Source organism: Legionella santicrucis (genome assembly GCF_001468135.1).
Lineage (GTDB): Bacteria > Pseudomonadota > Gammaproteobacteria > Legionellales > Legionellaceae > Legionella > Legionella santicrucis.
This window is the reverse complement of the sequence record NZ_LNYU01000078.1, coordinates 86,040-112,263: the sequence shown is the minus strand read 5'-3', so window position 1 is coordinate 112,263 and position 26,224 is coordinate 86,040. Positions and strand designations below refer to the sequence as shown.

Here is a 26,224-nt window from a genome sequence, read left to right as displayed (position 1 = left end):
ATCATTCATGTTTTTTCTTCTTAAGTTTTGACCCTTTTTCTTTTGATGGATATACATCAGCCAAAGAAACAGAGGTTCCATGCTCAGATACAATTCGAGCATTATGCCGTCTTAATTCTCGTGGCTCTTCTACACCACAGGAGTGACAAATCATTCCCACCTCATAAGTAAGATTTTTTACATAATGGTAAACTCGATTTGCTTTATTTTTTGGATTTAAACCCCTGGTGAGCCATTGATTATGTGTTGTAATCCCTGTAGGGCAAGTGTTTTTATGACATCGTAAAGCTTGAACACAGCCAAGAGCAAACATAAAGCCAAGAGCTGAATTTACAAAATCAGCACCAACACAAAGTGCCCACGCTACCTTTCCCGGGGTAATTAATTTTCCTGAGGCAATGATTTTAATACGGCTACGTAAATCATACTCTACTAATTTATCAACAAGAACAGGGAGACTTTCTGTTAGAGGTAATCCCATATAATCTGCTAAAGTGAGTGGACTAGCTCCAGTACCACCTTCAGCACCATCAAGAGTGATAAAATCAGGTGCATATTTAATTCCTCTTTTTATGATTTCCTGAAACAACTCATCTAGCCATTCATAATTTCCTAAAACAACTTTAAATCCTGTAGGTTTTCCTGTTACCTCTCTTATATGATGGATCATGTTAAGTAATTCAAATGAATTTGATATTTCAGGGAAACGGTTCGGACTTATAGAGTCTTCATAGGGCTTAATTCCGCGAACCTTAGCAATTTCTTTTGTTACCTTTTTTGCGGGTAATAATCCCCCCTTACCTGGTTTAGCGCCTTGACTTAATTTGATTTCAAACATTTTCACTTGTGGATGAGCTGCTGTTTTTTTTAATTTTTCATCTGATAAATTCCCATGCTCGTCATGATAGCCATATTTTGCGGTACCGATTTGCGCCACTAAATCACACCCACCTTCTAAATGAAACGGAGACAATCCTCCCTCTCCGGTATTAAGCCAGCAACCTGCTTTTTTTGCGCCATGAGATAAAGCTAAAATTGCATTTTTTGAAATAGCTCCATAACTCATTGCTGAAATATTGATTAAGGAGTTTGTTATATAAGGAAATTTACAATGTTATCCAATAGTAACTGAATGGGCTTTAACGACATCACGTTTTAGGACTGGGAAGGGAGAGTCAACAAAATAGATGGTATTAAGTGGTCTTCGATCTCGAGTTGATCCAAATCCTATAGTGGTATCAACATTTTCGCTTGCCTCATATACCCAAGTGCGCTCAGTGCGATTAAAAGGTAATTCTTCACGATCTCGAGCATAAAAGTATTGTCTCAAATAAACCCCTAAGAATTCCGCAAAATAGCGCATATAGCCTATGATAGGAAAGTTTCTTAATATAGTATGATTTTTTTGGAGTATATTCCAAATCGCTAAAAGGATGATTAATGCGAAGATAATAATAAGTAATAATATTAATATGCTCAAGGAAACCTCTTTTATCAATTGTATATCATGTTTTGCATTATTTCGGCTAGTTTTCACAAAATTGAGCTGAGTTTATATTAGCGTAGAATGTTTTCTGAAAATTTCTATGGGGGTTTTCCTGGATTGTTGCATCACATAAAAATGGAGTTCGCTAGTCATTATTAATGAACAAACCTCCTCTCTTTTTTACAAAAGAAGGAGGTGTTTGATAACGCTAGACAATAAAATTATCCCACTTACCATAGGATGCTTCTATTTTGCCTCGTGGAATAGTTAAGAAAAAAAGTAAAATACCACAACATATATTTGAAATGATTTGTATTAAACTGGCGTGGTAAATGAACGATATGAAGGGTATGAATGATATGATAATAAGCGTCAGAGCAAAAAGCCAATTAATGTATCTAATTGCACGTGCTACTTCCGCAAAAGAAATGATTGTTACAGTAATGATTAATGCACCCAATAAATGATTCATATTTGCCATTCCACCACTAGCATTTAAGATTAAACGCGAGAACATTAGCCATAACCCTATGAACAAACACAAGAGCAAATTCCAAGGTAAAGTGATTCCTTTGCTCCACATCACCCTAAGAGTTGTTCCAGGTGCTTGTTCAAAATCATCAAGAGACTCATCCTTACCTTTTTTATATTCTTCATCAGTATCACCCACAAAAAGAATACGAAGCAATGGTCTTCCCTTCTGCCAACGTCGCCATAAAAACATCAAGGTTGCGATAATTTCATCAGCAGAATAGGCCATTTGTATTAACATAACAACTGCCGCAATTAAACAAAGAGTACAATAGGTATTTAAAAAGATGGGTTGAATAATAATAAAAGTAATGGAAACAGCGCCCAATGGAATAACCATCAAACCAAATAATAAAACTACCCAAGGCATAGTACGCCAACGATTCGTACCTCCTATGACGCCGGTGAGAATTTCGAAGAGATAAACTACTGCCCCAAAGCCCGCATCAGATATAGGCCATTTTTTAGATAGATAAGAAGTAATAATTTCTTCGGTGCCATTTTTAGGATTTTGCGGATTTCCAGTGAAAAAAGGATCCCAAACAAAATCAATATGGCCTAGTTGGTAGGCTGCCATGTAACGTGAAATGTAAAAACCAATAAAAGCAAGAATAATAATTGGGATGCGCTGTACCCAGCTTGATGGCGAAAAATCCCATCCAGGAGGGATGATTGGCCCAGTTAATGCTGCATTAGGAGCTATTCCTACATTTGGTCGTATTAATACTGAAAATCCAATCATTAACGCTCCAATCAAAGTATCATTTAAATAAGCTATAGCAGTAGGTGACCAAAAAATTAATGGAGCAAAAATAAGCCATACTCCTAAAAACGCCAAACCCCATCTAAGAGGTGCTAGCCTCCAGGACAAACTTAAAAGAGAACCACAGGCTAAAAGAATGCCCGTGAACATATCACTAACGATTAAAGGATTTGATCGGTATCCTAAAATAAATGGTGATGTAAGCAGCCAAAATGCGAGCGCAAAATTAAAAAAATGTCCCCACAGATTTTGTTGTTGGGCTTTACGAAATTCAAACTCATAACGTTCACGTATAATTTCAGGATTTTTTTCTTCAAGTACCTCCATCCAATCTGGCAAAGTAATTCCATTATTTTTGTACCAATTTTTAGGATCTTTTTTTAATTCATTTATTATTTTCGGTACTATTTCTTCTATATGATGACTTGGTCGCCAATGTAGTTTTTCCCGAGCCTTAGCAATATCTAATTCATAATGATCAGAACCTAAATCAATCATAAAAGGACGAATAAACGGTTTTTCTCCTTGGTCAAAATCATTAGGAATAATCGATTCAGATTTTTCTTCTACCCAGGATGCTGCTTTGGCAACGGGACGAGGGATATTAAATAATTCCATTTTTTCATCATGCAGAAGTTCTGTAATCATTTTTTGTAATTTTTCATAACTCACTGTTGCTGCTTCTCCCGCAAGAATAATCTCTTCTTCAGCTAAATCCTGGCGATAATGAACTGCTTTTGCAAAAAGACGGACTAAATCATCTTGGTGAATAAAGGATTGACCTGCTTTAGGATTACCGGCATATACATTACTCTTGAGCTTTCGCTCATAGGTACGGGCAATTTGATGTGCAAGCGTAGGAATACATGTTTTATCATCATAAAGACCTGCAAGCCTTAAAATTAAATAAGGAATTTTTCCATGGTGTTTTTGAATGATTTTTTCGGTCTTTTTCTTCGATTCAGGATAAATCCATTTAGGTGCCAAGGGAGTTTCTTCATTAATAGTTTCTCCTGGATTACCGGCTTTGTGTACCAGCATGGTACTAGAAAATATAAAGCGTTCTACTGTAAATTCTTGCAATGCATTCAATAAATTCTTCGTGCCTTGTTCATTTACTTTCTCATAAAGTGGCGACACTTCACCGCTAAAATCAAAATATGCAGCCAAATGAATGACTGCAGCAATTTGATTACCGAATCTTTTTTTAAATAAATTAAATGATTGCGATACTGAGGAATCTGATGTGATATCGAATGGAATATCGCAATCGGTACCTTCTTTATCAAAACCAACAACTTGATATTTTTCTTTTAATGCACCTGTAATTGCAACTCCCAAGTTGCCTAATGCTCCCGTTATTACCACAAGAGGTTTTTTCTTATGATTTGGCATTATTTGTTCCTCCTGTAATGAATTACTCCTCGGATATCCTTTATAACATGATGACTCTGGTATAGAGCCAAAAAATCGACTATTGGAAATAAACTATAGATTAGTTTTATGGACTTTGGACTTCCTCTGATTAAGGAAAACCTTACATTGCACTCTTTTAAAGAGAACTATAATGAGAATCAACCAAACATTTTGAGAGGCGCACTTTAAAAACTCTAGAAAATTTTTCAAACAAGGAGAAAATCATGAAAGAAATAATAAGAATCATCTTGTGTAGTACGTTTTTGATATTAAGTCATGTAGCCACCGCTGCAGATGACACAACTTCTACTCAACAAACAAATACACCAACAAATACACAGGCAAATAATCCAGGTATGTGGATATGCACAACAAATGCAAGTAGTGCTACTTCTGGTTCTCCCGAAGAACAGGCTGATAAAACAATGGCTAACAATGCAACTAATGGAAATTCAGCATTTGATTTTGCCTTAAAGAATTGTCGTGACTGCACAAAAATAACCTGTGAATTGCAAACAAAATCTGGACAATAAAAATCTTATAGAGTGTTAATTAATTCGCTCAAAATAGAACACTAGCTGTCGTTTTAGTAGAATTAATTAACACGTTCTTACTTACAGTTCGGTGCTTTGATACTTTCCTAAAATTTATATGGAGATGAATATGAACAATCAACAAGTAGAAACGTGCAATCCAAGCACAGGTAAAATTAATAAAGTTTATACAAAGCACAGCAAAAAAGAAGCAGAAGCACTTATAGAAAAATCTTATAAAGCTTATTTAAAATGGCACCAAACTTCACTTGCCGAACGAGCAAAAATTATCGAGTCCATAGCTCAGAAACTTCATGATAATAAAATGAAATTAGCCAGAATGATGGCCTATCAAATGGGTAAGCCTATCTCTCAAGGAGAAATGGAAATCGATGTTTGTATTGATATATGCAAGGACATCGCTCAGCACGGCCCTAAGCTTTTAAAATCTGAAAAAAAAGAAGTCGATGGCGGATATGGGATTATCTCATATGAACCACTCGGTGTCATTCTCAGTATGCAACCTTGGAACTATCCTTGTTATCAAGTTATTCGTAGTAGTATTGCAAATATCATGGCAGGGAATGCGACTGTTTTTAAGCATGCGCCAATATGTTGGGAAACAGCTACTACTTTAAAAGAAATTTTTCAAGAAGCTGGTTTGCCAGAACATGTTTTTACTGTCCTTTATGTAGATGATGAGACCGCTGATGAACTGATAGCCTATGATAAAATTGTCGCAGTTAGTTTTACAGGTAGTGCCGAAGCTGGAAAAATTGTTGGTAAAAAAGCAGGAGAACATATAAAAAAATCTGTTTTAGAACTTGGCGGGAGTGATCCTTATATCATTTTAGAAGATGCTTCCATTGATAATATCATCAATACATGTATTGATGGACGGATTAATAACGCAGGGCAAACATGTACTGCGGCTAAACGTTTTATTATTCTTGCCGAAAAATATGAAGAATTTAAACAAAAATTTGTACATAAAATGGAGCAAATAAGTTATGGAGATCCACTTGAAGATGATGCCGATATGGGGCCGCTAGCCCGCAAAGATTTAAGAGAGAGGCTTCATCAACAGGTGCAAGAGTCAATTGAGAAAGGAGCAAAATTACTCTGTGGAGGAAAAATCCCACATAGTGACGGATATTTTTATCCTGCTACTGTTCTTGAAAATATACCTAAAGATTCCCCTGCCTATAAAGACGAACTATTTGGCCCCGTCGCTGTGTTATTTAAGGCAGAGAGTGAAGATGATGCTATCCGGATTGCTAATGATCATCGCTATGGTTTAGGCGGGGGGATTTTTTCCGGTTCTACTGAGCGTGCGATAAATCTAGCACATCGGATTAACACAGGAATGGTTAATGTAAATGGATATAATATAGCACAACCAAACATGCCATTTGGTGGTATTAAAGAAAGTGGGTTTGGCCGTGAGCATGGTGAATATGGCATTATGGAATTCATCAATATTAAATCCATTGTGGTTAGCGATTAATAATTCATAAAAGTCAAAAAGCAAGCGGCTTGGGAGTCTTCATGTGTCTCCCAGTAAGGTGTTAAAACAATCCAGTAAGGATTTTATTGAAAGTTGTATTCCTTCGCGCAAGTAAATAATAGGACATTATGGACGAAACCGCTTTAGCAAAAGAATTACATCAACATATTGAAGGTGAAGTTCAATTTGATGCAGGCAGCAAAGCATTGTATGCCACGGATGCATCTAATTATCGACAAACACCGATTGGCATTGTTATTCCGAAAACAATTAATGATGTGATAACAACTGTTTCAATTTGCAGAAAATATAAAGCACCTATTTTATCAAGGGGATGTGGAACAAGCTTGGCTGGTCAATGCTGCAATGCCGCTATAATTTTAGACTTTTCAAAATACCTAAATAAAGTACTAGAAATAAGTCCTGAAAAAAAACTTGCGCGCGTACAACCTGGTTGCATATTAGATAACTTAAGAAACAAGACTGAAAAATTTCAATTAACTTTTGGACCAGATCCTGCAACACATAATCACATTACACTGGGTGGAATGATTGGCAATAATTCTTGTGGCGTTCATTCTGTATTAGCTCAATTTGAAGGAGATGGTGCACGAACCTCCGATAATATAGAAAGCTTAGAAATTCTCACTTATGATGGATTACGAATGCATGTTGGGAAAAACAGTGAAGAGGAGTTAAATGAGTTAATAAAACAAGGTGGCAGAAAAGGCGAGATTTACAAGCAGTTAAAACAATTAGCTGAACAACATGCTGAATTAATTCGTGATAAATATCCTAAAATTCCCAGAAGAGTTTCTGGTTATAATCTTGATGAATTATTACCGGAAAAAAATTTTAATCTAGCACGTGCTTTAGTCGGTTCTGAAAGTACTTGTGTGATTATACTTGAAGCAACTTTAAAACTTATTTATAGCCCGCCTATTCGATCATTAGTTGCACTAGGTTACCCTGATATTTTTAGTGGTTGCGATCATCTTAATGAAATCCTGAAATACAAGCCGTGTGGTTTAGAAGGTTTAGATAATGCATTAATCGATTTTATGACAATAAAAAAAATACATCCTGAAGACATTCAATTACTGCCAGAAGGAAAGGGATGGTTATTAGTCGAATTTGGAGGTAAAACCAAACAAGAGGCAGACGATAAAGCGAAAAAACTAATGCTAGAATTAGAACGTTGTACAAACTCCCCCTCCATGAAATTATTTGATGATATCAATGAAGAAAAAAAAATTTGGGAAGTAAGAGAGTCAGCCCTGGCTGCAACTGCCTTAGTGCCAGGAGAAACTCATAGTTGGGCTGGATGGGAAGATTCAGCTGTTGCTCCTAAACATTTAAGTTCTTACTTAAAAGAATTAAAAACATTATTTAAAAAGTATCATTACAAAGTTGCCGTCTACGGTCACTTTGGTCAAGGCTGTGTGCATTGCCGTATTCCATTTGATTTTTTTACAGCTGCAGGGATCAATTTCTTTCGTTCGTTTTTAGATGAAGCAGCTAATTTAGTCATAAAATATGGTGGTTCCCTTTCAGGAGAACATGGTGATGGACAATCACGTGGCGAATTGTTAGAAAAAATGTATGGGAAGAAACTCATAGACGCTTTTCGTGAGTTCAAACTCATTTGGGATCCTGAATGGAAAATGAACCCAGGAAAAATCATTGAGCCTTATAAAGTTACAGAAAATTTACGTATAGGTACTTCTTATCATCCCTGGAACCCAAAAACATATTTTCACTTTCCAGCTGATGACTCAAACTTTAGTAACACTTCTTTACGTTGTATTGGCGTAGGAGTTTGCCGCCGTGAAACCGGTGGCATTATGTGTCCTAGTTATATGGTAACGAAAGAAGAAAAACATTCTACTCGTGGTCGCGCACGATTATTGTTTGAAATGTTACGCGGTGAGGTCATTGGAAAAAAGGGATGGCGGGACAAATATGTTAAAGAAGCCTTAGATCTTTGCTTGGCTTGTAAGGGGTGTAAAAAGGAATGTCCTGCTCATGTTGATATGGCAAGTTATAAAGCAGAATTCCTTTCCCATTATTATTCCTATCGATTACGCCCTCAATCAGCTTATTTTTTGGGGTACATTAATTTCTGGTCTAATCTAGCAGCCTTAGCCCCTAAGCTTGTTAATTTTTTAACTCACAGCCACTTTTTTAAAACTATTTTCAAATTTATGATTGGCATTTCGCCAAAACGAGATATACCTTCATACGCTACTATAACCTTTAGAAAATGGTTTGAACAACGTGGTATTAAAAATTTTGAAAACAAACAAGTCATTCTTTGGCCCGATACTTTTACTAATCATTTTAATCCACAAATAGCTATTGCAAGTGTTGCAATTTTGGAAAACGCTGGCTATCAGGTTATTTTACCTAAAAATAAGTTATGCTGTGGGCGTTCATTATATGATTATGGTTTTTTAAAAAAGGCTAGAAATTATTTACTCACTATTTTAGAGGAAATGCGTGAAGAGATTCGTGCCGGCATTCCTATCATAGGTCTTGAACCGAGCTGTGTTGCTGTTTTTAAAGATGAACTTTGCAATTTGCTACCCCATGACCAAGATGCGAAAAGACTGTCGAAACAAACTTATTTATTCAGTGAATTTATTTTGAAAAATATGAATGATTTTGCGTTGCCTGTATTCAATGTTGAAGCAATAGTACAGGCTCACTGTCATCAAAAAGCGGTGATAGGTTTAGAAGCTGATAAGGAAATTTTAAAAAAAATGCAGATTAAATTCAAAATTCTAGATTCAGGATGCTGTGGTATGGCTGGCAGTTTTGGTTATGAAAGCGGGGAACACTATGAAGTTTCAATAAAATGCGGAGAACGAGCTTTGTTTCCAGCTCTTGAAAATATCTCGAAAGAAATATTGATTATTGCTAACGGTTTTAGTTGTCGTTCGCAAATTTATGACAAAATAAAAATTAAACCGCTGCATTTAGCAGAAGTCATACATTTGGCGATGCAACAAGAAAAAAATCCTTTGAATAAAAGATAAATATTCTGACGTTATTAAGTACTGATGAACAATGGCAAGTGAGTAAAAATTGCTTTTACTTAATAATTAAAAAAGTGCTATTTAAAAAACCTCTGTAACATATTAATATATTAATTGGCCAAACTAATGTCAATGATGTAATTTAATTAGACAAGTAACGGATAAGATTATTATAATGAATAATGAAGAACTAGAAATTTCATATCAATTTCCTACATTAAGAAAAAGGAACTCAACTTTTATAAATTTAGGGGTTACCTATTCCCCCCTTAACTCCCCCCACTCGGGATATTCAGCGGATAGCCGATTTTTCGCAAAAAGTAGTGCTGATGATCCTCAATACATAGTCAAACGAGTGCTTAAACAAAAAATAGATTTTTTTGGAGACACTCCAGCAAATCGTGCCGCATTATTTGCTAGCGAAGCAAAGGAGTTTGAAAGTGAGTTAAAAAAATGGAATACCGTTTATCCGAATAAAAAAGGCACGATAGTGCTCGATCAAGAGAATGGGCCTCGCTTAATATTACCCTGCTTACCTGGACGAGAGTTAGGTTCGTGGCTAAATGAGCTGGAATTTGATGATAAATTGACTGAAGCTAAGATATGGTTAGCTGTCGCATATGCTTTACGTGATTTAGCTACTAAAAATTTATATCAGAATGATATTTTGGAGCCTAACATTCTGGTTCACAATGACGGAAAATCTTTTAAAGCATACATAATTGATTTTGGAGGAGTATCTAACTGTGACTACAATGTTGGTCGTTCTCGGATATGCCAACACGCACAGTCTATCACTGGACATATTTGCAAAGATTATGATCAGGCCATTGACAATTTAAATAGTTACATCGATTCTTTAGCTGCTAATAAAGAAAATGAGGTTAGTGTTCTTAAAGTAAATCAATCATAGTACCTCTATATACTTTCATTAGGATTCATGCCCCTTCTATAAAGCATTGACGGTTAAAATTAACATCATAACCACTTTGCGAACAGTTAATAGTTTAAAGAGAGCTACGTGCACTATCAGAATAAAGGTGGAGACCACCTCTAAAAATAAGTTGCCGAAAATAAAAGCATATTAAATTATTTAATATCACATACCAATAATTCTCATTGGTTTTTATTTGATTATTTTGATTAAATTAGCCACGAATTGATATAAAAAATATTAATAAAAATGCAATTCTTAAATGAATATTGTTCATTTTGATTTTGTATCTTACAGAAAATAACTTAAGAAATTCGAGGTAACTATGGGTAAAAATCGTAACGAAAATGGGGTTTGGATAGTAACTAGGGAGAATATCACTCCAGATTCAGAACGGCATATTGAAAGAGACGACCCTTTATTTCAGGTTTTAAATAAATTGTTTGAAGGACAAGAATCACATGTTGATTTCGAAGCGATAGCACAAGCGACTGGCACCACTCCTGAACAAGTCTTTATAAATTTGCATGAAAACTACGGTTATATTTGCATAGGAACAGGCGAGAATCCCGCTATAGGTGAAAAGTTATCTGATGAAGAAAAAACGCAGCGTAAGCAAGCGATCAAACAAACATTAGAGTCAGAAAAAATACCTCATATATTAATCAAAGGAAAATATATGGGTATTGAAGAAGATTCTTATTTTATTCCTTTTAACGATAAAACTATTGGATTATCAACAGTACTCCAAGGGGAAATTGTCAAAAAAATTGCTAAAATAGCTCATGCTCATAAACAAGACTCATTACTTATTTGTCAAGGTGGACATGCCTGTTATTTATATACATCCGGTCCGCAGAAAGGATGTGTAATCACCGGCAAATCAATTACTGTTTACCCTAACCAAGCTCAGTTACCAGATGATTGTTATTCGTTGTTTTTAAATGATAATGGTGTAGGTACGATTGGTTTTACTTGTGCGCTTAACTTTGACATTACCTATTCAAGTATTGATGAATATGTTGCTAAAGAAAATAAAACATTGCAACAATACTATGAAGGTTTTACAACAGAGGATGCTGCATATGCTGACAAGCATAATCATAAAAAAACGGTCATCCTGTTACGTGGCACTAATGGATATAATGAATACGCTGTTGCCTTAAAAGCGCTATTAAGTGAGAAAGGATTAAAAACAGCAATCATTGGCACTGATGCAAATATAGCTAAAGTTAACGAAGAAGTAGCACGAGACAACTTAACTCAAGGCCCCAAAGCTAATTGGAAATGGCAAGAGGTACGAACCGAATCGCATAAACGCAATTATGATATTTATCAATCCCTACTCCATAGCGATATAGATGTAATAATATATGCTGATATGAATAAGCTCGTTGATTTTATGAAGCCATACATAGAGTCAGCTATAAAAGGTAATCATGGCGTTATGAGTATTGTAATCAATAGCTTTGTGTTTGAAGCTACTCGTAGCGACTTCGTAGAAAAACTTTGTCAACAATATAATTTATTTATGGCGCGACATGTCGCTGATTTTAAAAGTGAACAAGGCCAAATTAATGCAAAGTCCCTTACAGTTGGAAGTAAAGAGATTTTGCAATATCCCGGTATCTCAGCAAACGAGCTTGTGCCGTTAGTTCTTTACAAACAATCTATTTTAGCTTTAACAAAAGATAGAAATATTGGTATGTTCAGCAAAACCATGACCTCTCAGGAAAAAGAACAGAGAGCTTACAAGGATTCATCGATGCAGAGAGATATGTTTTGATATGCAGTTGTGAATTTACTAATACTCTATCAACCAACACACATGGGGCAGTTCTTTCCTTTTTTCCTTGCTTAGAATAGTGAGGATTAAAATTTGGGATAATGTCCCTTCTGTGGAGAAATGAATGGCGGTAAGCACCACGTATAATCAATCTACCAAAGTAGATGAAAGCATATTGAAGATCCGGTGTTCGGCCAAGATCGCCTCTAAAGAGATTAGATGAGAATTTGATTTCTTCATTTTTCTGTTGTCAAAAGTTAGACTAAAAAATGATGTGTTTATTTGAAGTAGAGCCGATTTTTTTCATAATGAGCCTTCTGTATTATCATCAAAGAATTTTATAAATTCAGCCGCTGAAAGTGGTTTAGAAAATAAATAACCTTGAATATACTCTACTTTTCTTTCTTTTAAATAATTATATTGTGCTTGTTTTTCAACCCCTTCTGCGACAATTTTTAAATTTACGCTTTTTGCTATTTCGATAATATGCTTCGCTACATGACTCGTTGCTGAATGCATGCCTAAACTGTCAATAAAACTCTTATCAATTTTTAGCACATCCAATGGTAAGTTTTGCAAATAAGATAGATTAGAATAACCTGTACCAAAATCATCAATAACTACTATATAGCCTAATGCTCGAGCTTGAATAATAATTTTTTTTGCTTCGTGCATTTTTAAAAAAGTTCGCTCAGTAAGTTCTATCCATATTTGTTGTCGCGTTATTTTACTTTTCAAAATCTTCGCTTCTAATATTTCAAGAATGCATCCATTATGTATGTCTTCACCAGAGGTATTAATGGCAATATGTGCTTCTTTATTTTGAGCAAGAAATTGCTCCATTTCATCAAAAACGAGATCAATCACTTTTTTCGTTATAGCGGAGATAATTCCTGCTTCTTCTGCATAGGAGATAAAGAAATCCGGGCTTACCATTTGGCCATTAGCGCGTTGCCATCTCACTAATGCTTCCGCCCCACAACATATGCCAGATGCAGTATTAACAATTGGGTGATAGCATACGAAAAATTCCTCGTTATTTAAGGCTTCTTGTAAATCAGCTTTAAAAGATAATCGTTTTCTTGAGTAAAATATTACCAATCCTATAATGAAAAAAGCCGTAATAAAACCAAAGGGCAGGAAGATTAATTGCAGTTTTTTATAATGTTGATCAACAAACGATTCAGGCTCCGAAGAAATAAAGTGAAAGGGTCCATATTGACTGATAAATATCATTCTTTCATCAAGAATAAATACTTGATTTTTTTTGAGGGAGTCTGCTGGTTTTAAGCGTTTTTTACCATTGACCTGCTGATAATATTGACCTAAGTTATCATCTCTAATTTTGTTCATTATTATTTTAAGTAAGGCGGGTTGAATTTTATTTTGCTCAGTAATTATTTTTCCATCATAAACAATAGCTAACCAAACTTCTGCAGGTGTAATAATGTCAGAAAGGCGTTTCGAATCAATAAAAACATCATAGTTACCACCATGACGTACAGGAATATATAAAGATTGAGAATTAGTCGAGCCTGGCATGGCCATTCCTACTTCTAAGCCATCCGGTAAAATAAGATGGGTTCTAGATCTAGGTATTTTAGGCTCCGAGCCCCCACAGCTGGTACAATATTCAACATCATTTTCAAAATAGGAAATTTTTTTTGCTTCTGTTATCAAAGTGGAAACTTCCCTCATCAAGTGAATCTGCTTTTGCGAACAAATAGGTAAAATATTTTTATTATTTTCGAGTAAAGAAAGGGCTTTTCGTGTTTCATCAAGAGTATATTTTGCTCGTATCAACATTCGTGTAGCGTATTCATGTAAGGTTTCGCTTTCTTCTTGAAATGCTAAGAACCATGCGAGAAAAAGTGTTCCCCCCATAGGGAGGATTGCTCCAACAATTGCAAAGCAGATTGCGGTACTAATTATCTTTATTCGACGCATTTTTTTATCTCGAATAATGCAAGTTGTGGAACAGCTATCAGAAATCGTTATTAAATATCCATGAACTATTCATAATAGAATAGTTCAAAGAGTTTCTTATCTCAAGATCACATAAAGCTCAGTTAAAGAGGCAGACAATTAGGGACTCAAGATCAATACTCCATATAGGATCTCTAGTCACAAGAGGCAGAACAAAAGTAGATTAAGGATAAACGGTATTTCATGAATTACCCAATTTGCTAAAGAAAATGAAATAGGAGCTCATTGGGAGTTTATTGCTAATCGTGATGATTTAATGGAAAAACTCAAGAAAAATATCTCCATACTACCCACAGATTCATTCAATTAATATTCTATTGTCTTTTAATTTGCTAATCTTATGAAAAGGCGATAAAACTCTATTTTATGAAAGTTAACAATAGATTACTTCCCAAAAATGCACTTATCTTTATTATCCTTTTAGGAATTGTCAGCCTTTTTGCAGATATGACTTATGAAGGAGCGCGAAGTATCACTGGCCCGTATCTTGCTGTATTGGGTGCTAATGCGGCCCTAGTAGGTTTCGTTTCTGGATTTGGTGAATTGGCCGGCTACGTATTACGTATGGTTTCCGGTTATCTTGCTGATCGTACAGGAAAGTATTGGGCCATTACGATAATCGGTTATGTCTGTAACTTATTGGCTGTTCCCCTGCTAGCGCTTGCCGGACATTGGTGGGTTGCTGCTGTTTTAATAATTACCGAGCGCATAGGAAAAGGCTTACGCGTGCCCTCACGAGATGCCATGTTATCTCACGCGGGGAATCAAATGGGTATGGGATGGGCTTTTGGCTTACATGAAGCACTTGATCAAGCAGGTGCAATGATCGGTCCTTTGATTATTACCGTAGCGCTTTATTTTAAAGAGGACTATCAATTCAGTTTTGCGATTCTGATGATTCCTGCATTGCTCGCTTTAGTCACATTGCTGTTTGCGCGGTGGCTTTATCCACGACCACAAGATTTAGAAATAGAACATAATAATCTGAAGTCCACTGGAATGAATGAGTCATTTTGGTTTTATTTAGCGGGTGCAGCAGTCATTGCAGCTGGTTATGCTGATTTTCCATTAATTGCTTATCACTTCCAAAAAACAGCCCTGTTATCGCCGATTTGGATCCCTGTCTCTTATTCAATCGCCATGGGAGCTAATATGCTAAGTGCACCGTTATTAGGTCATCTTTATGATCGAAAAGGCTTTATTATTTTAATTGGAGTCACATTGCTGTCTTGTCTCTTCGCTCCTTTAGTCTTTCTGGGTAATTTCAATTTTGCCCTATTAGGCGTTATTTTATGGAGCATCGGTGTTGGTGCTCATGAGTCTTTAATGCGTGCTATTGTGGCGCATATGACGCCTAAAGAAAAACGCGGTTCTGCTTATGGGATTTTTAATACTGGATTTGGTATTTTTTGGTTTTTAGGAAGTGTATCCATGGGTATTCTTTATGATATATCGATTCTTGCTCTAGTTATTTTTTCTATTTTGATTCAGCTGTTAGCACTTCCATTGTTATGGATTGTCATGAAAAAAATAAAATAATTATTTGATGATGCGTTATTGTAACTTCTAATGGCATTAAATATATTCCTGAAGATAGGAACGACATAAAAACCTTCACATTTTTTTAGATCGATCTATTTCCCATTTGAAAAGTATTTCGCCTCATGACACACATGTTATGAGCGTCTGAATCCAAAATAACAGAGCAGAATACCTAGAATGACATTAACTGCTGCAGCTAGATAACTGATTGTCGTATTATGTACGAACAACGCAGTAGCCTTATCAATAAATTGTGGATAAAGGATAATGCTGGCACCTTTAATCAAGGTAAGCCAAGCTATAATTGTAATAATTACTCGCCAGTTCCATTGCCAGATATTGTGGCTTAATACAAATAGAAGACCTAAAATTAGTGTAAAAAAACCGGTTACAAACATCAACGGCATGTTATTTATTAGACTGCTAACCAAATTTATAAAATGCTGCTTGTTGAGGAGTATAGCCAAACTAACTATGATAAGATACATACCAAGGGCTTTGGCTAAAAAGCGTGACTTGTCCATTACAATACTCCTAAGTACGCTAATAACTTAATTTTTAATACTCCAACTCTTATAATAATTATAGCATGCTGGGATCAAATTAATTTGATTATCTGTTTACCGGAGTACGATCATTCCTTGTGTCAGGAATCGGTTATGTTATATATATATCACTTAGGAAAACTTATAAAAATGCTTCTAAGCTGTTACCACAACTATTTTTTTGGAGAAAAGCATCTCCAATCATTTTGTCAAACAGATTCTTACTCATATCTGGTACGATGGATCTACCATCTGTACGGCTTGAGGTTAATTTAAACGCTATTGACTCGCCTTTATCGTTGATAATCAAATGGAGTTTAAACCCATAGTCGATTTGGATTTCTCAACTAAACCTTTAAAAACTTTATTTTGAGCAACTCGTTTTACATGACACACCTCAATAGATGTTGCGTCTACAAATCTCTATAGTGTTTTTGTTTAATGATTAATTTTTCCACTTCAGGCCTCTTGTTTTCTGTTCACTGTTCACAAAAATACAAATAAGCTCACAAAAGGTCTAATTTTTTCACTATATTATTTTTTTGCAACACAATCCTAAATGGGGGCTGGATTATGCAGTACATCTTTGTCTCTATTATTTTCTTTAGCAGTCGCGAAAAATGACTGCTTGTTTTGGGAGATTAAAATATCCTTCTTTTCATTACTAGAGTCAATCTCTGCAGGCAATAACGCTTGAATGGTTTTTAAGCTTTCAGCATTCGTAGCAGCATGATGAAGTACTGTATAACCAAACTTGTCTTGAATCATCATCGCCTCTAAACGTTGATTTTCTGGATATAATTCGAGAATAGTCTTTAGGTTTTCAGCATTCTTAGCCGCCTCGTGAAGTACTGTATAACCAAACTTGTTTTGAATCATCACTGCCTCTGGACGTTGATTTTCTGGATATAATTCGAGAATAGTCTTTAGGCTCTCAGAGTTCGTAGCTGCATAATGAAGTACTGTATTGCCATATTTGCTTTGAATCATCACCGCCTCTAGAGATTGATTTTCCGGCAATAATACTAAAATGGTCTTTAGGCTTTCAGCATTCATAACAGCCAAATGAAGTACGGTATTGCCGTAGTTGTTTTGAATCATCACCACCTCTAGACGTTGATTTTCCGGCAATAATGCTAGAATAGTCTTTAGGATTTCAGGATTATTAGCAATACGATGAAGTATTGTACAGCCATCTTTGTTTTGAATCATCACCGACTCTAGGCGTTGATTTTCCGGCACTAACGTTAGAATGATCTTTAGGGTTTCAGCATTCGTTGCAGCATGATGAAGTACTGTATTACCCTGTTCGTTTTTAATCATCACCGCCTCTAGACGTTGATTTTCTGGCAATAATTCGAGAATAGTCTTTAGGCTTTCAGCATTCGGAGCAGCCTTATGAAGTACTGTATTACTACCATATTTGTTTTGAATCCTCACCGCCTCTAAGCGTTTATTTTCCGGCAATAATGCTAAAATGGTCTTTAGGATTTCCGCATTCATAGCAGCCAGATGAAGTACGGTATTGCCGTCTTTGTTTTGAATCATCACCGCCTCTAGACGCTGATTTTCTGGATATAATTCGAGAATGATCTTTAGGCTTTCAGGAGTATCAGCAGCAAGATGAAGAGCCGTTTTACCATTTTCGTTTTTAACCTTTATCATCTCTAAGTGTTTATTTTCTGGCAATAACGCTAGAATGGCCTTTAGGATTTCAGAATTATCAGCAGCCAGATGAAGGACAGTCTCACCATGTTTGTTTTTTTGTTTTATGGCCACTTCTTTTTGTAACAAGATTTTTTGTACTATACCCAAATGGTGATTACTTAATGCGGCCATCAGTGGTGTATTTTTTTCTGGATAACTGATCCCATTGACTTTAGCGCCTTGTTTCAGAAGCACATCAAAAATGGCCTCATATCCTTTCTCAGCAGCCCAGAATAAAGCAGTTTTCATATCGCCATCAAAGGTTTCAAGACAAGCTCTGTGTTCCAGCAGATAGTTCACCATGGCTAAGTCCTTGTTTTTAATCGCGATGATAAGCGGTGTATTTCCATCATTATCTTTAATATCCACTTGCGCCTGCGCTGCAATCAATTGTTGGGCAATATCGCGTCCAACTTCGTTTTTATCTTTGTAGAGCACTGTTTCCAGGGCATGGATTAAAGCGGTATTGCCGTATTTATCTTGGATATTTACATTAATCCCACAAGCAATGAGGGTGCTGATGGTCTTCTTATCGGTCTTTAAGATCGCAAGATGCAAGGCGCTTTGTCCCTTTTTGTTCCTCGCATTAATAGAGGCACCTTGTTCCAGAGCGTCAAAAGCGATGATTCCTTGGTCTAATTGCTGCAGATAATACTGGTTAGTCGCCAACAACACGTTAAAGGCTTCTTGGTGATTGGCAGCGTACTCCCCTAATAACTGCAGTAACTCATCGTTCTTGGTAGAGAGGACAAAAGCAATGACTTGTTGCAACACTTCATTGTTGTGCAGTGCCTCTTGGGTACTGAATAATTCTTGAAAAAAGCGTTTTGTCTCCTCTGCAATTCTGGCTTGCAATTGGGAAGAGGCCACCTTGCCGTAGAAAAGGTAAGGCATGGTCGCACCGGCAAGCGGAAGTTGCGATTTAGAATCGCAATACCCTGCATAATTCTGCAAGTGCTCTTTGTGCGCAGGATAATCTTTGCAGGCCACTTGACGCGTGATGCCGCTTTGTGCGCCTGTATTAACCTGGGGGATGTGATGCTCCTGACACAGGGTGTGACCCAACAACCGAAACATATCCGCCACCGGTGCGGTTTGTTCTTTTTTCACTGTAGACTCAATTGAATCCAAACACAAAGCGCCCTGTTGTCCTTTCCATACCCAAGCTTGGGCTAAAATGGCATCATCCAGGGAGGGATTTTGTGCCTCACCCTGGCATAAAACATAAAAACCACCATTGGGCGAGGTGATGCCATGAATTACACACTCACTGCCCACACCGCCAAGATATTGGCAGCAATATGTTATTTTCCCAAGACAGGCAGCAAGTGCTGCTCCTTTATCACTGGTCGTATCGAGTTTTTTAATATAAATCCCAGGATAGCCGATGTCTTTCCCATCAATAACCACATCAGGAATCGTCTTCTCCGCATTATCGCGCTTGAGTGCATAAAATTGCTCCCTACTTTGGGGGCTGATGCCGTTTTGAATTAAGATTTGTTGGGCTGCACTATGTTCTTGTTGGTACTTGGCATAAAAGGCTTCCAGAACAATCATGTCAACATTTGCTAAAGGTAATCGTCCTTGGCAAAGCAAGACGAGTTGGGTTTGCAGCTCAAATAGGCGTTGACTGCATACTTTCAGTTGTGCCTCGCGCGCCATTCGTTCTTCGGGGTTGGCCAAGGGCTTTTTCTTAAGGCTCTTATATTGTCTTGATACCGTAGCGAGTTCCTTTTTGACGTCTTGAATTTTATCTCTTATTGTCGCATCGAACTTTTGGCCTTCTTGCTTCGTTGCCTTCTTGCCCATTTTTCCCATCGCCTCAATGGCTTCTGCATGCGGCAAGAGGGCGCGAAAACGGGGATTGGCAAGGTAGAGGTTGGCCAGTTTTAGCCATTGCGGAAACGCACACGTATCGGCTTTGGGCAGTTCAAATAAGCACGCATCATGAACCAGGTAGTTGTAGGCATTTTGGGCTTTAAATTGGAGTAAATAATGCAATACTGCTTTTTCATCCTTAAAAATAGCGGCTAATTTAAGAGCATGATCTTCAGCCACCCCATTGTGTTCCACAATAAGGGCTAATTGACATAAAGGAAGTGCTTTTTGATAACAGTCCTGATGAGAAGGTCCCTTATCATTTTCTGCTCTAAAGTCCCCTAATCCCCATTGCTGTAACGTAGCCTTCATGAAAGAGGCCCCTTCATCACCATAATCATGGTGAATGCGCTCAATGAGCTCATTGGCTTTGGCGCTATAGGCAAGGGATTTTTGTTTTAATCCCTGGAGGGTTTGGAGCTCTTTTAGAATATCCAGCATGGGCAAGGGCGACATAGTTTCTTTCTCTAAGGTTGGATTATGTGAGATGGCCAAATTAGCTTTTTACTGGCTGCATAGGGTTCACTAAAATCAGTACAACAAAAAATGGCTCACCTCACTTCAATGTGCACAGACTTTAATCCAAATGGTTGTTCAATATAACTGTCAAAAATGAACAGGTACAGATGCAAAGAAATACAGGTAATGAAGACAATGTATCTGCTTTAGAAGTGATAAAAACTAAATCCGGTCACTAATCGTTAAAGGTAAATTAAGTTTTATTCTAAATACCCATGATAAAGTTGTGCATCGCTTGAAATTTATTTAAAACCATCATGAGGCACAACCTATGTATGCTAGGAAAATAAAAGACTTCCCTATGGCTTCTCAGCGCAGAGATTTTAACATAGAGGCTGGATTATCCAGCAAATCTTTGCCAGTATTATTTTCTTGGGCAGTCGAGAAAAATGAGCTCCTGTTTTGGGGTATTCTTAAAATATCCTTATTTGAAGACAATACAGTTTGTTCCTTATTTTTATTACTATAGTCAATTCCTGTAGGCAACAACGCTAGAATGGTCTTTAAGTTTTTAGGGTCATTAACAAGAGAATCGAGCATTGGCTTGCCAGCTTTGTTTTTAATCATCATCGCCTCTAGACGTTGATTTTCTGGCAATAACTTTAGCATGGTCTTTAGGCTTTCAGGATTATTAGCCGCATTATGAAGTGCTGTATCTCCATATTTGTTTTGAAGCATCACCGCCTCGAAGCGTCGATTTTCTGGCAATAACGCTAGAGTAGTTTTTAGACTTCCAGGATTATTAGTTGCATTATAAAGTGCTGTATCTCCATATTTGTTTTGAAGCATCACCGCCTCGAAGCGCTGATTTTCTGGATATAATTCAAGGAGAGTCTTTAAGCTTTCAGCATTAGTAGCAGCATTATGCAGTACTGTATTGCCGTCTTTTCTTTGAATCATCACCGCCTCTAGACGTTTATTTTCTGGCAATAGCGCTAGAATGGTCTTTAGGCTTTCGGCATTCGCAGCAGCCCTATGAAGTACCGTATTGCCTCCTTTGTTTTGAATCATTACCGCCTCTAAGAGTTTATTTTCCGGTAATAACGCTAGAATGGTCTTTAGGCTTTCAGCATTTGTAGCAGCCTCATGAAGTACTGTATTGCCATATTCGCCTTGAATCATCATCCCCTCTAGATGTTGATTTTCCGGCAATACTGCGAGCATGATCTTTAAGTTTTCAGCATTCTTAGCAGCCAGATGAAGCACTGTTTGGCCGTCTTGGTTTTTAACCTTCACCGCCTCTATACGTTGATTTTCTGGATATAATGCTAGAATGACCTTTAGGCTTTCAGCATTCGTAGCAGCATAATGAAGTACTGTTTGGTCATATTCGTTTTTAACCTTCACCGCCTCTAAGCGTTGAGTTTCTGGATATAATGCGAGAATGGCCTTTAAGATTTTAGAATTATCAGCTGCCAGATGAAGTACTGTAGTACCACGTCTGTTTTTTTGTGTTATTGCCACTTCTTTTTGTGACAAGATTTTTTGCGCGATACCCAAATGGTGCTTGATTAGTGCAACCATCAGTGGCGTATTTTCTTCTGGATAACTGACCCCATTGACTTTAGCGCCTTGTTTCAGGAGCACATCGAATATGTCCTCGTCTCCTTTCTCAGCCGCCCAAAATAAGGCAGTTTTCATGTGGGCATCAAAGGTTTCAAGACAAGCTCCGTGTTCCAACAGATAGTTCACCATGGCTAAGTCCCTGTTTTTAACCGCGATGATAAGGGGTGTATTTTCATTATTATTTTTGATATCTACTTGCGCCTGCGCTGCAATCAATTGTTTGGCAATGTCGCGTCCAACTTCGTTTTTATTTTTGTAGAGCACGGTTTTCAGAGCATGGATTAAGGCGGTATTGCCGTCTTTATCTTGGATATTGACATTAATGCCCCGTGCAATGAGGGTACTGATGCTCTCCTTATCGGCGTCTAAGATAGCAAGATGTAGAGCACTTTTCCCCTCTTTGTTCCTCGCATTAATCGCAGCACCTTGTTCCAGAGCGTCAAATGCGATGATTCCTTGGTCTAATTGCTTCAGATAATACCGATTAGTCGCGAGCAGTGTGTCAAAGGTTTCTTGGTGATTAGAAGCATACTGCGCTAATAACTGCAGTAACTCATGGTTCTTGGTAGAGAGGACAAAAGCAATGGCTTGTTGCAACACTTCATTGTGGTACAGTGCCTCTTGGGTGCTAAATAATTCTTGAAAAAAGCGTTTCGTCTCTTCTGCAATCTTGGCTTGCAATTGAGAAGAGGCCATCTTGCCGTAGAAAAGGTAAGGCATGGTCGCACTGGCGAGGGGAAGCTGTGATTTAGAATCGCAGTACCCTGCATAATTTTGCAAGTGTTCTTTGTGCGCAGGATAATCTCTGAGGGCCACTTGACGCGAGATCCCACTTTGCGCACCTGTATTCACCTGGGCGATGTGATGCTCCTGACACAAGGTGTGCCCCAGTAACCGAAACATATCCGCCACCTGCGCGATTTTTTCTTTTTTCACTGCAGACTCAATTGAATCCAAACACAACCCATCCTGTTGCCCTTTCCAGACCCAAGATTGTGCCAAAATAACATCATCCAGGGAGGGATTTTGTGCCTCACCTTGGCATAAAACATAAAAACCACCATTGGGGGAGGTGATGCCATGAATCACACACTCACTGCCCACACCACCAAGATACTGGCAACACTGTGTTATTCTCCCAAGACAGGCCGCAAGTGCTGCTCCTTGATCAGTGGTCGTATCCAGTTTTTTAATATAAATCCCTGGATAGCCAATGTCGTTCCCATCAATAATCACATCAGGAATCGTCTTCTCTGCATTATCACGCTTGAGTGCATAAAATTGCTCTCTACTTTGGGGACTGATGCCGTTTTTAATTAAGATGTTTTGGGCCGCACTGCTTTCATGTTGGTACTTGGCATAAAAGGCTTCCAGAACAATCATGTCAATATTTGCCAAAGGTAATCGTCCTTGGCAAAGAGAAACGAGCTGTGTTTGCAGCTCAAATAGGCGTTGACTGAGTACTTTCAGCTGTTCCTCGCGCACCATTCGTTCTTCGGGGTTGGTCAAGGGCTTTTTCTTAAGTTGCTTATATTGCCTTGATGCCGTAAAGAGTTCCTTTTTGACGTCTTGAATTTTATCTCTTATTTGTGCATCGAACTTTTGGCCTTTTTGTTTCGTTGCTTTCTTACCCATTTTCCCCATCGCCTCAATGGCTTCTGCATGCGGCAAAAGAGCGCGAAAACGGGGGTTGGCAAGGTAAAGGTTGGCCAGTTTTAGCCATTGCGGAAATGCACACGTATCGGCTTTGGGCAGTTCAAATAAGCACGCATCATGAACTAGGTAGTTGTAGGCATTTTGGGCTTTAAATTGGAGTAAATAATGCAATACTGCTTTTTCATCCTTAAAAATAGCGGCTAATTTAAGGGCATGATCTTCAGCCACCCCATTGTGCTCCACAATAAGGGCTAATTGACATAAAGGAAGTACTTTTTGATAACAGTCAGGATGAGAAAGTTTCTTATTATTTTCTGATATAAAGTCATCCAATCCCCATTGCTGTAACGTGGCCTTCATGAAAGAGGCCCCTTCATCACCATAATCATTATGAATGCGCTCGATGAGCTCATTGGCTTTGACGCTAAAGGCAAGTGATTTTTGTTTTAATCCCTGGAGGACTTGTAGCTCTTGTAGAATATTCAGCATAGGCAAAGTTGGCATATCTTCTTTCTCTAAGGTTGGATTATGTGAGGGGGACAAATCAGCTTTTTTTACTAACTGCATAGAGATTCACTAAAAGTAAAACCAGTACAACAAAAAAAATGGCTTACCTAACTTCAATGCGCGCATACTTTAATCTAAATAATTGCTCAATATAACTGTCGAAAATGAACAGGTTACAACCGCTGAAAAAACACAATGAATGAAAGTGATGTATCTGCTTCAAAAGTGATAAAAACTAAATCTGGTCACATAATCGTTAAAAATTGTGCATTGCTTAAAATTTATTCAAAACCATCATGAGGCACAACCTTATGTATGCTAGGAAAATAAAAAACTTCCCTGTGTGAAATGTGATCTCAAAGAGATCCTCAGTGTGGAGGTCTTAACATAGAAGCGCGGTTATGCGGCATATCTTTGTCACTCTTGTTTTCTTTGGCAATCGAGAAAAATGAATGCCTGTTTTTTGGGATTCTGAAAATACTACTATAGTCAATTTTTGTAGGCAATAACGCTCGAATGGTCTTTAAGCTTTCAGGGTTATCAGCAGCCACTAGATCCAATACCGTATTACCATATTTGTTTTTAACCATCACCGCCTTTAGACGTTGATTTTCTGGCAATAATGCTAGAGTAGCCTTTAAGTTTTCTGGATTATAAGCAGCCAGATGAAGAATAGTATAACCGTCTTTATTTTGAATCATCATAGCTCCTAGACGTCGATTTTCCGACAATAACGCTAGAATAGCCTTTAGGCTTGCAGGGTTATCAGCAGCACGATCAAGTACCGTATAACCATATTTGTTTTGAATCCTCACCGCCTCTAAGCGTTGATTTTCTGGATATAATTCGAGAATAGTCTTTAGGCTTTCAGGAGTATCAGCAGCCAGATTAAGAATGGTATAACCATCTTGGTTTTGAATCCTCACCGCCTCTAGACGTTGATTTTCCGGCAATAACGCTAGAATGGTCTTTAGACTTTCAGGGTTATCAGCAGCCCAATGAAGTACTGTCTCGTCATCTTTGCTTTGAACCATTATCGCCTCTAAGCGTTGATTTTCTGGATATAATGCTAGAATAGTCTTTAGGCTTTCAGGAGTATCAGCTGCGCTGTGAAGTACTGTATTGCCATATTGGCTTTGAATCATCACCGCCTCGAAGCGCTGATTTTCTGGATATAATGCTAGAATAGTCTTTAAGCTTTCAGCATTCGTAGCAGCACCATGAAGTACTGTATCGCCATATTTGTTTTTAACCTTCACCGCCACTAGATGTTGATTTTCCGGTAATAACGCTAGAATAGTCTTTAGGCTTTCAGGATTCTTAGCAGCCAGATGAAGTACTGTATCGCCATATTCGTCTTGAATCATCACCGCCTCTAGACGTTGATTTTCTGGAGATAATGCGAGAATACCCTTTAGGATTTTAGGATTGTTAGCAGCCAGATGAAGCGCTGTCTTGCCGTAGCTGTTTTTGTGTTTTATTGTCACTTCTTTTTGGGACAAGATTTTTTGGGCGATACCAAAATGACGCTCGCTTAATGCGGCCAGCAGTGGCGTATTTTCTGCTGGATAACTAACACCATTGACTTTAGCACCGTGTTTTAAGAGCACATCGAATATGTCCTCATATCCTTTCTCAGCCGCCCAAAATAAGGCGGTTTTCATGTGGGCATCAAAGGTTTCAAGACAAGCTCCGTGCTCCAACAGATAGTTCACCATGGCTAAGTCTTTGTTTTGAACGGCGATGATAAGTGGTGTATTTTCATCCTTATCTTTAATGTCAAGTTGCGCCTGCACTGCAATCAATTGTTTGGCAATATCGCGTCCAACCTCATTTTTATCTTTGTAGAGCACTTTTTCCAGGGCACGGATTAAGGCAGTATTGCCGTCTTTATCTTGGATGTTTACATTAATGCCACGTGCAATGAGGGTGCTGATGGTCTTCTTATCTGCCTTTAAGGTCGCAAGATGCAAGGCACTTTGTCCCTCTTTATTCATCGCATTAATAGAGGCACCTTGTTCCAGAGCATCAAAAGCGATGATTTTCTTGTTTAATCGGTGCAGATAATACCGGTTAGTTGCTAACAGCGCGTCAAAGGCTTCTTTGTGATTGACGGCGCATTCACCTAATAGCTGCAGTAATGCATGGTTCTTGGTATAGAGGACAAATGCAATGGCTTGTTGCAAGGCTTCGTTGTTATGTAGTGCTTCTTGGGTGCTGAATAATTCTTGAAAAAAGTGTTTCGTCTCTTCTGCAATCCTGGCTTGCAATTGAGAAGAGGCCACCTTGCCGTAGAAAAGGTAAGGCATGGTCGTACCGGCAAG

At 37.7% G+C, this 26,224-nt stretch carries 14 protein-coding genes and 1 pseudogene; 6 read left to right on the top strand and 9 right to left on the bottom strand.

Annotated features, from left to right (window positions below):
- Position 1: 1 nt before the first annotated feature.
- The 3 genes from Lsan_RS13380 to Lsan_RS13375 all read right to left on the bottom strand — a co-directional run bounded on the left by Lsan_RS13380 (position 2) and on the right by Lsan_RS13375 (position 4,175).
- Positions 2-1,075 carry an FMN-binding glutamate synthase family protein gene (locus Lsan_RS13380; RefSeq protein WP_272947151.1) on the bottom strand — a complete coding sequence of 358 codons (1,074 nt, stop codon included), beginning with the start codon at positions 1,073-1,075 and terminating at the stop codon, positions 2-4.
- 39 nt (positions 1,076-1,114) lie between these two features.
- Complete coding sequence (locus Lsan_RS23065; protein ID WP_237762134.1) at positions 1,115-1,480, bottom strand: hypothetical protein; 366 nt, start codon at positions 1,478-1,480, stop codon at positions 1,115-1,117.
- Between the two features lie 214 nt (positions 1,481-1,694).
- Positions 1,695-4,175, bottom strand: coding sequence for a vitamin K epoxide reductase family protein (locus Lsan_RS13375; protein WP_058514719.1), 2,481 nt, complete (start codon positions 4,173-4,175; stop codon positions 1,695-1,697).
- Positions 4,176-4,420: 245 nt separating this feature from the next.
- Between Lsan_RS13375 and Lsan_RS13370 the strand changes: the two genes are divergently transcribed.
- The 5 genes from Lsan_RS13370 (at position 4,421) to Lsan_RS13350 (ending at position 11,994) form a co-directional block, all read left to right on the top strand.
- The gene (locus Lsan_RS13370) at positions 4,421-4,729 is read left to right on the top strand and encodes a hypothetical protein (protein WP_058514718.1); all 309 of its coding nucleotides are present in this window, start codon (positions 4,421-4,423) and stop codon (positions 4,727-4,729) included.
- A 124-nt stretch (positions 4,730-4,853) separates the two neighbouring features.
- Positions 4,854-6,236 carry an NAD-dependent succinate-semialdehyde dehydrogenase gene (locus Lsan_RS13365; protein WP_202814632.1) on the top strand — a complete coding sequence of 461 codons (1,383 nt, stop codon included), beginning with the start codon at positions 4,854-4,856 and terminating at the stop codon, positions 6,234-6,236.
- 128 nt (positions 6,237-6,364) lie between these two features.
- The gene (locus Lsan_RS13360; protein ID WP_058514716.1) at positions 6,365-9,274 is read left to right on the top strand and encodes an FAD-binding and (Fe-S)-binding domain-containing protein; all 2,910 of its coding nucleotides are present in this window, start codon (positions 6,365-6,367) and stop codon (positions 9,272-9,274) included.
- A gap of 175 nt (positions 9,275-9,449) precedes the next feature.
- Positions 9,450-10,187 carry a BUD32 family EKC/KEOPS complex subunit gene (locus Lsan_RS13355; protein ID WP_058514715.1) on the top strand — a complete coding sequence of 246 codons (738 nt, stop codon included), beginning with the start codon at positions 9,450-9,452 and terminating at the stop codon, positions 10,185-10,187.
- 346 nt (positions 10,188-10,533) lie between these two features.
- A complete protein-coding gene (locus tag Lsan_RS13350; RefSeq protein ID WP_058514714.1) occupies positions 10,534-11,994 on the top strand; it encodes a hypothetical protein in 1,461 nt (486 codons plus the stop codon).
- Between the two features lie 303 nt (positions 11,995-12,297).
- Here Lsan_RS13350 and Lsan_RS13345 read toward each other — a convergent pair whose 3' ends face one another.
- A complete protein-coding gene (locus Lsan_RS13345) occupies positions 12,298-13,941 on the bottom strand; it encodes an EAL domain-containing protein (RefSeq protein ID WP_083505144.1) in 1,644 nt (547 codons plus the stop codon).
- Positions 13,942-14,346: 405 nt separating this feature from the next.
- On the opposite strand from Lsan_RS13345, the gene Lsan_RS13340 reads away from it, so the two are divergent.
- Complete coding sequence (locus Lsan_RS13340; protein ID WP_058514712.1) at positions 14,347-15,519, top strand: MFS transporter; 1,173 nt, start codon at positions 14,347-14,349, stop codon at positions 15,517-15,519.
- Positions 15,520-15,656: 137 nt separating this feature from the next.
- Here the strand turns inward: Lsan_RS13340 and Lsan_RS13335 are convergent, their stop codons facing one another.
- The 5 genes and pseudogenes from Lsan_RS13335 to Lsan_RS13320 form a co-directional block, all read right to left on the bottom strand.
- On the bottom strand, positions 15,657-16,046 hold the full coding sequence (locus Lsan_RS13335) for a hypothetical protein (protein ID WP_058514711.1): 390 nt from the start codon (positions 16,044-16,046) through the stop codon (positions 15,657-15,659).
- Between the two features lie 214 nt (positions 16,047-16,260).
- Positions 16,261-16,487 (bottom strand): annotated as a pseudogene (locus Lsan_RS21680) (transposase); the annotation flags it as partial.
- 135 nt (positions 16,488-16,622) lie between these two features.
- Positions 16,623-20,108, bottom strand: a complete 3,486-nt coding sequence (locus Lsan_RS13330; RefSeq protein WP_058514710.1) for an ankyrin repeat domain-containing protein — start codon at positions 20,106-20,108, stop codon at positions 16,623-16,625.
- 372 nt (positions 20,109-20,480) lie between these two features.
- Positions 20,481-23,960, bottom strand: coding sequence for an ankyrin repeat domain-containing protein (locus Lsan_RS13325; RefSeq protein WP_058514709.1), 3,480 nt, complete (start codon positions 23,958-23,960; stop codon positions 20,481-20,483).
- 308 nt (positions 23,961-24,268) lie between these two features.
- Positions 24,269-26,224: ankyrin repeat domain-containing protein (locus Lsan_RS13320; protein WP_058514708.1), on the bottom strand; the 1,956-nt coding region annotated here is incomplete at its 5' end.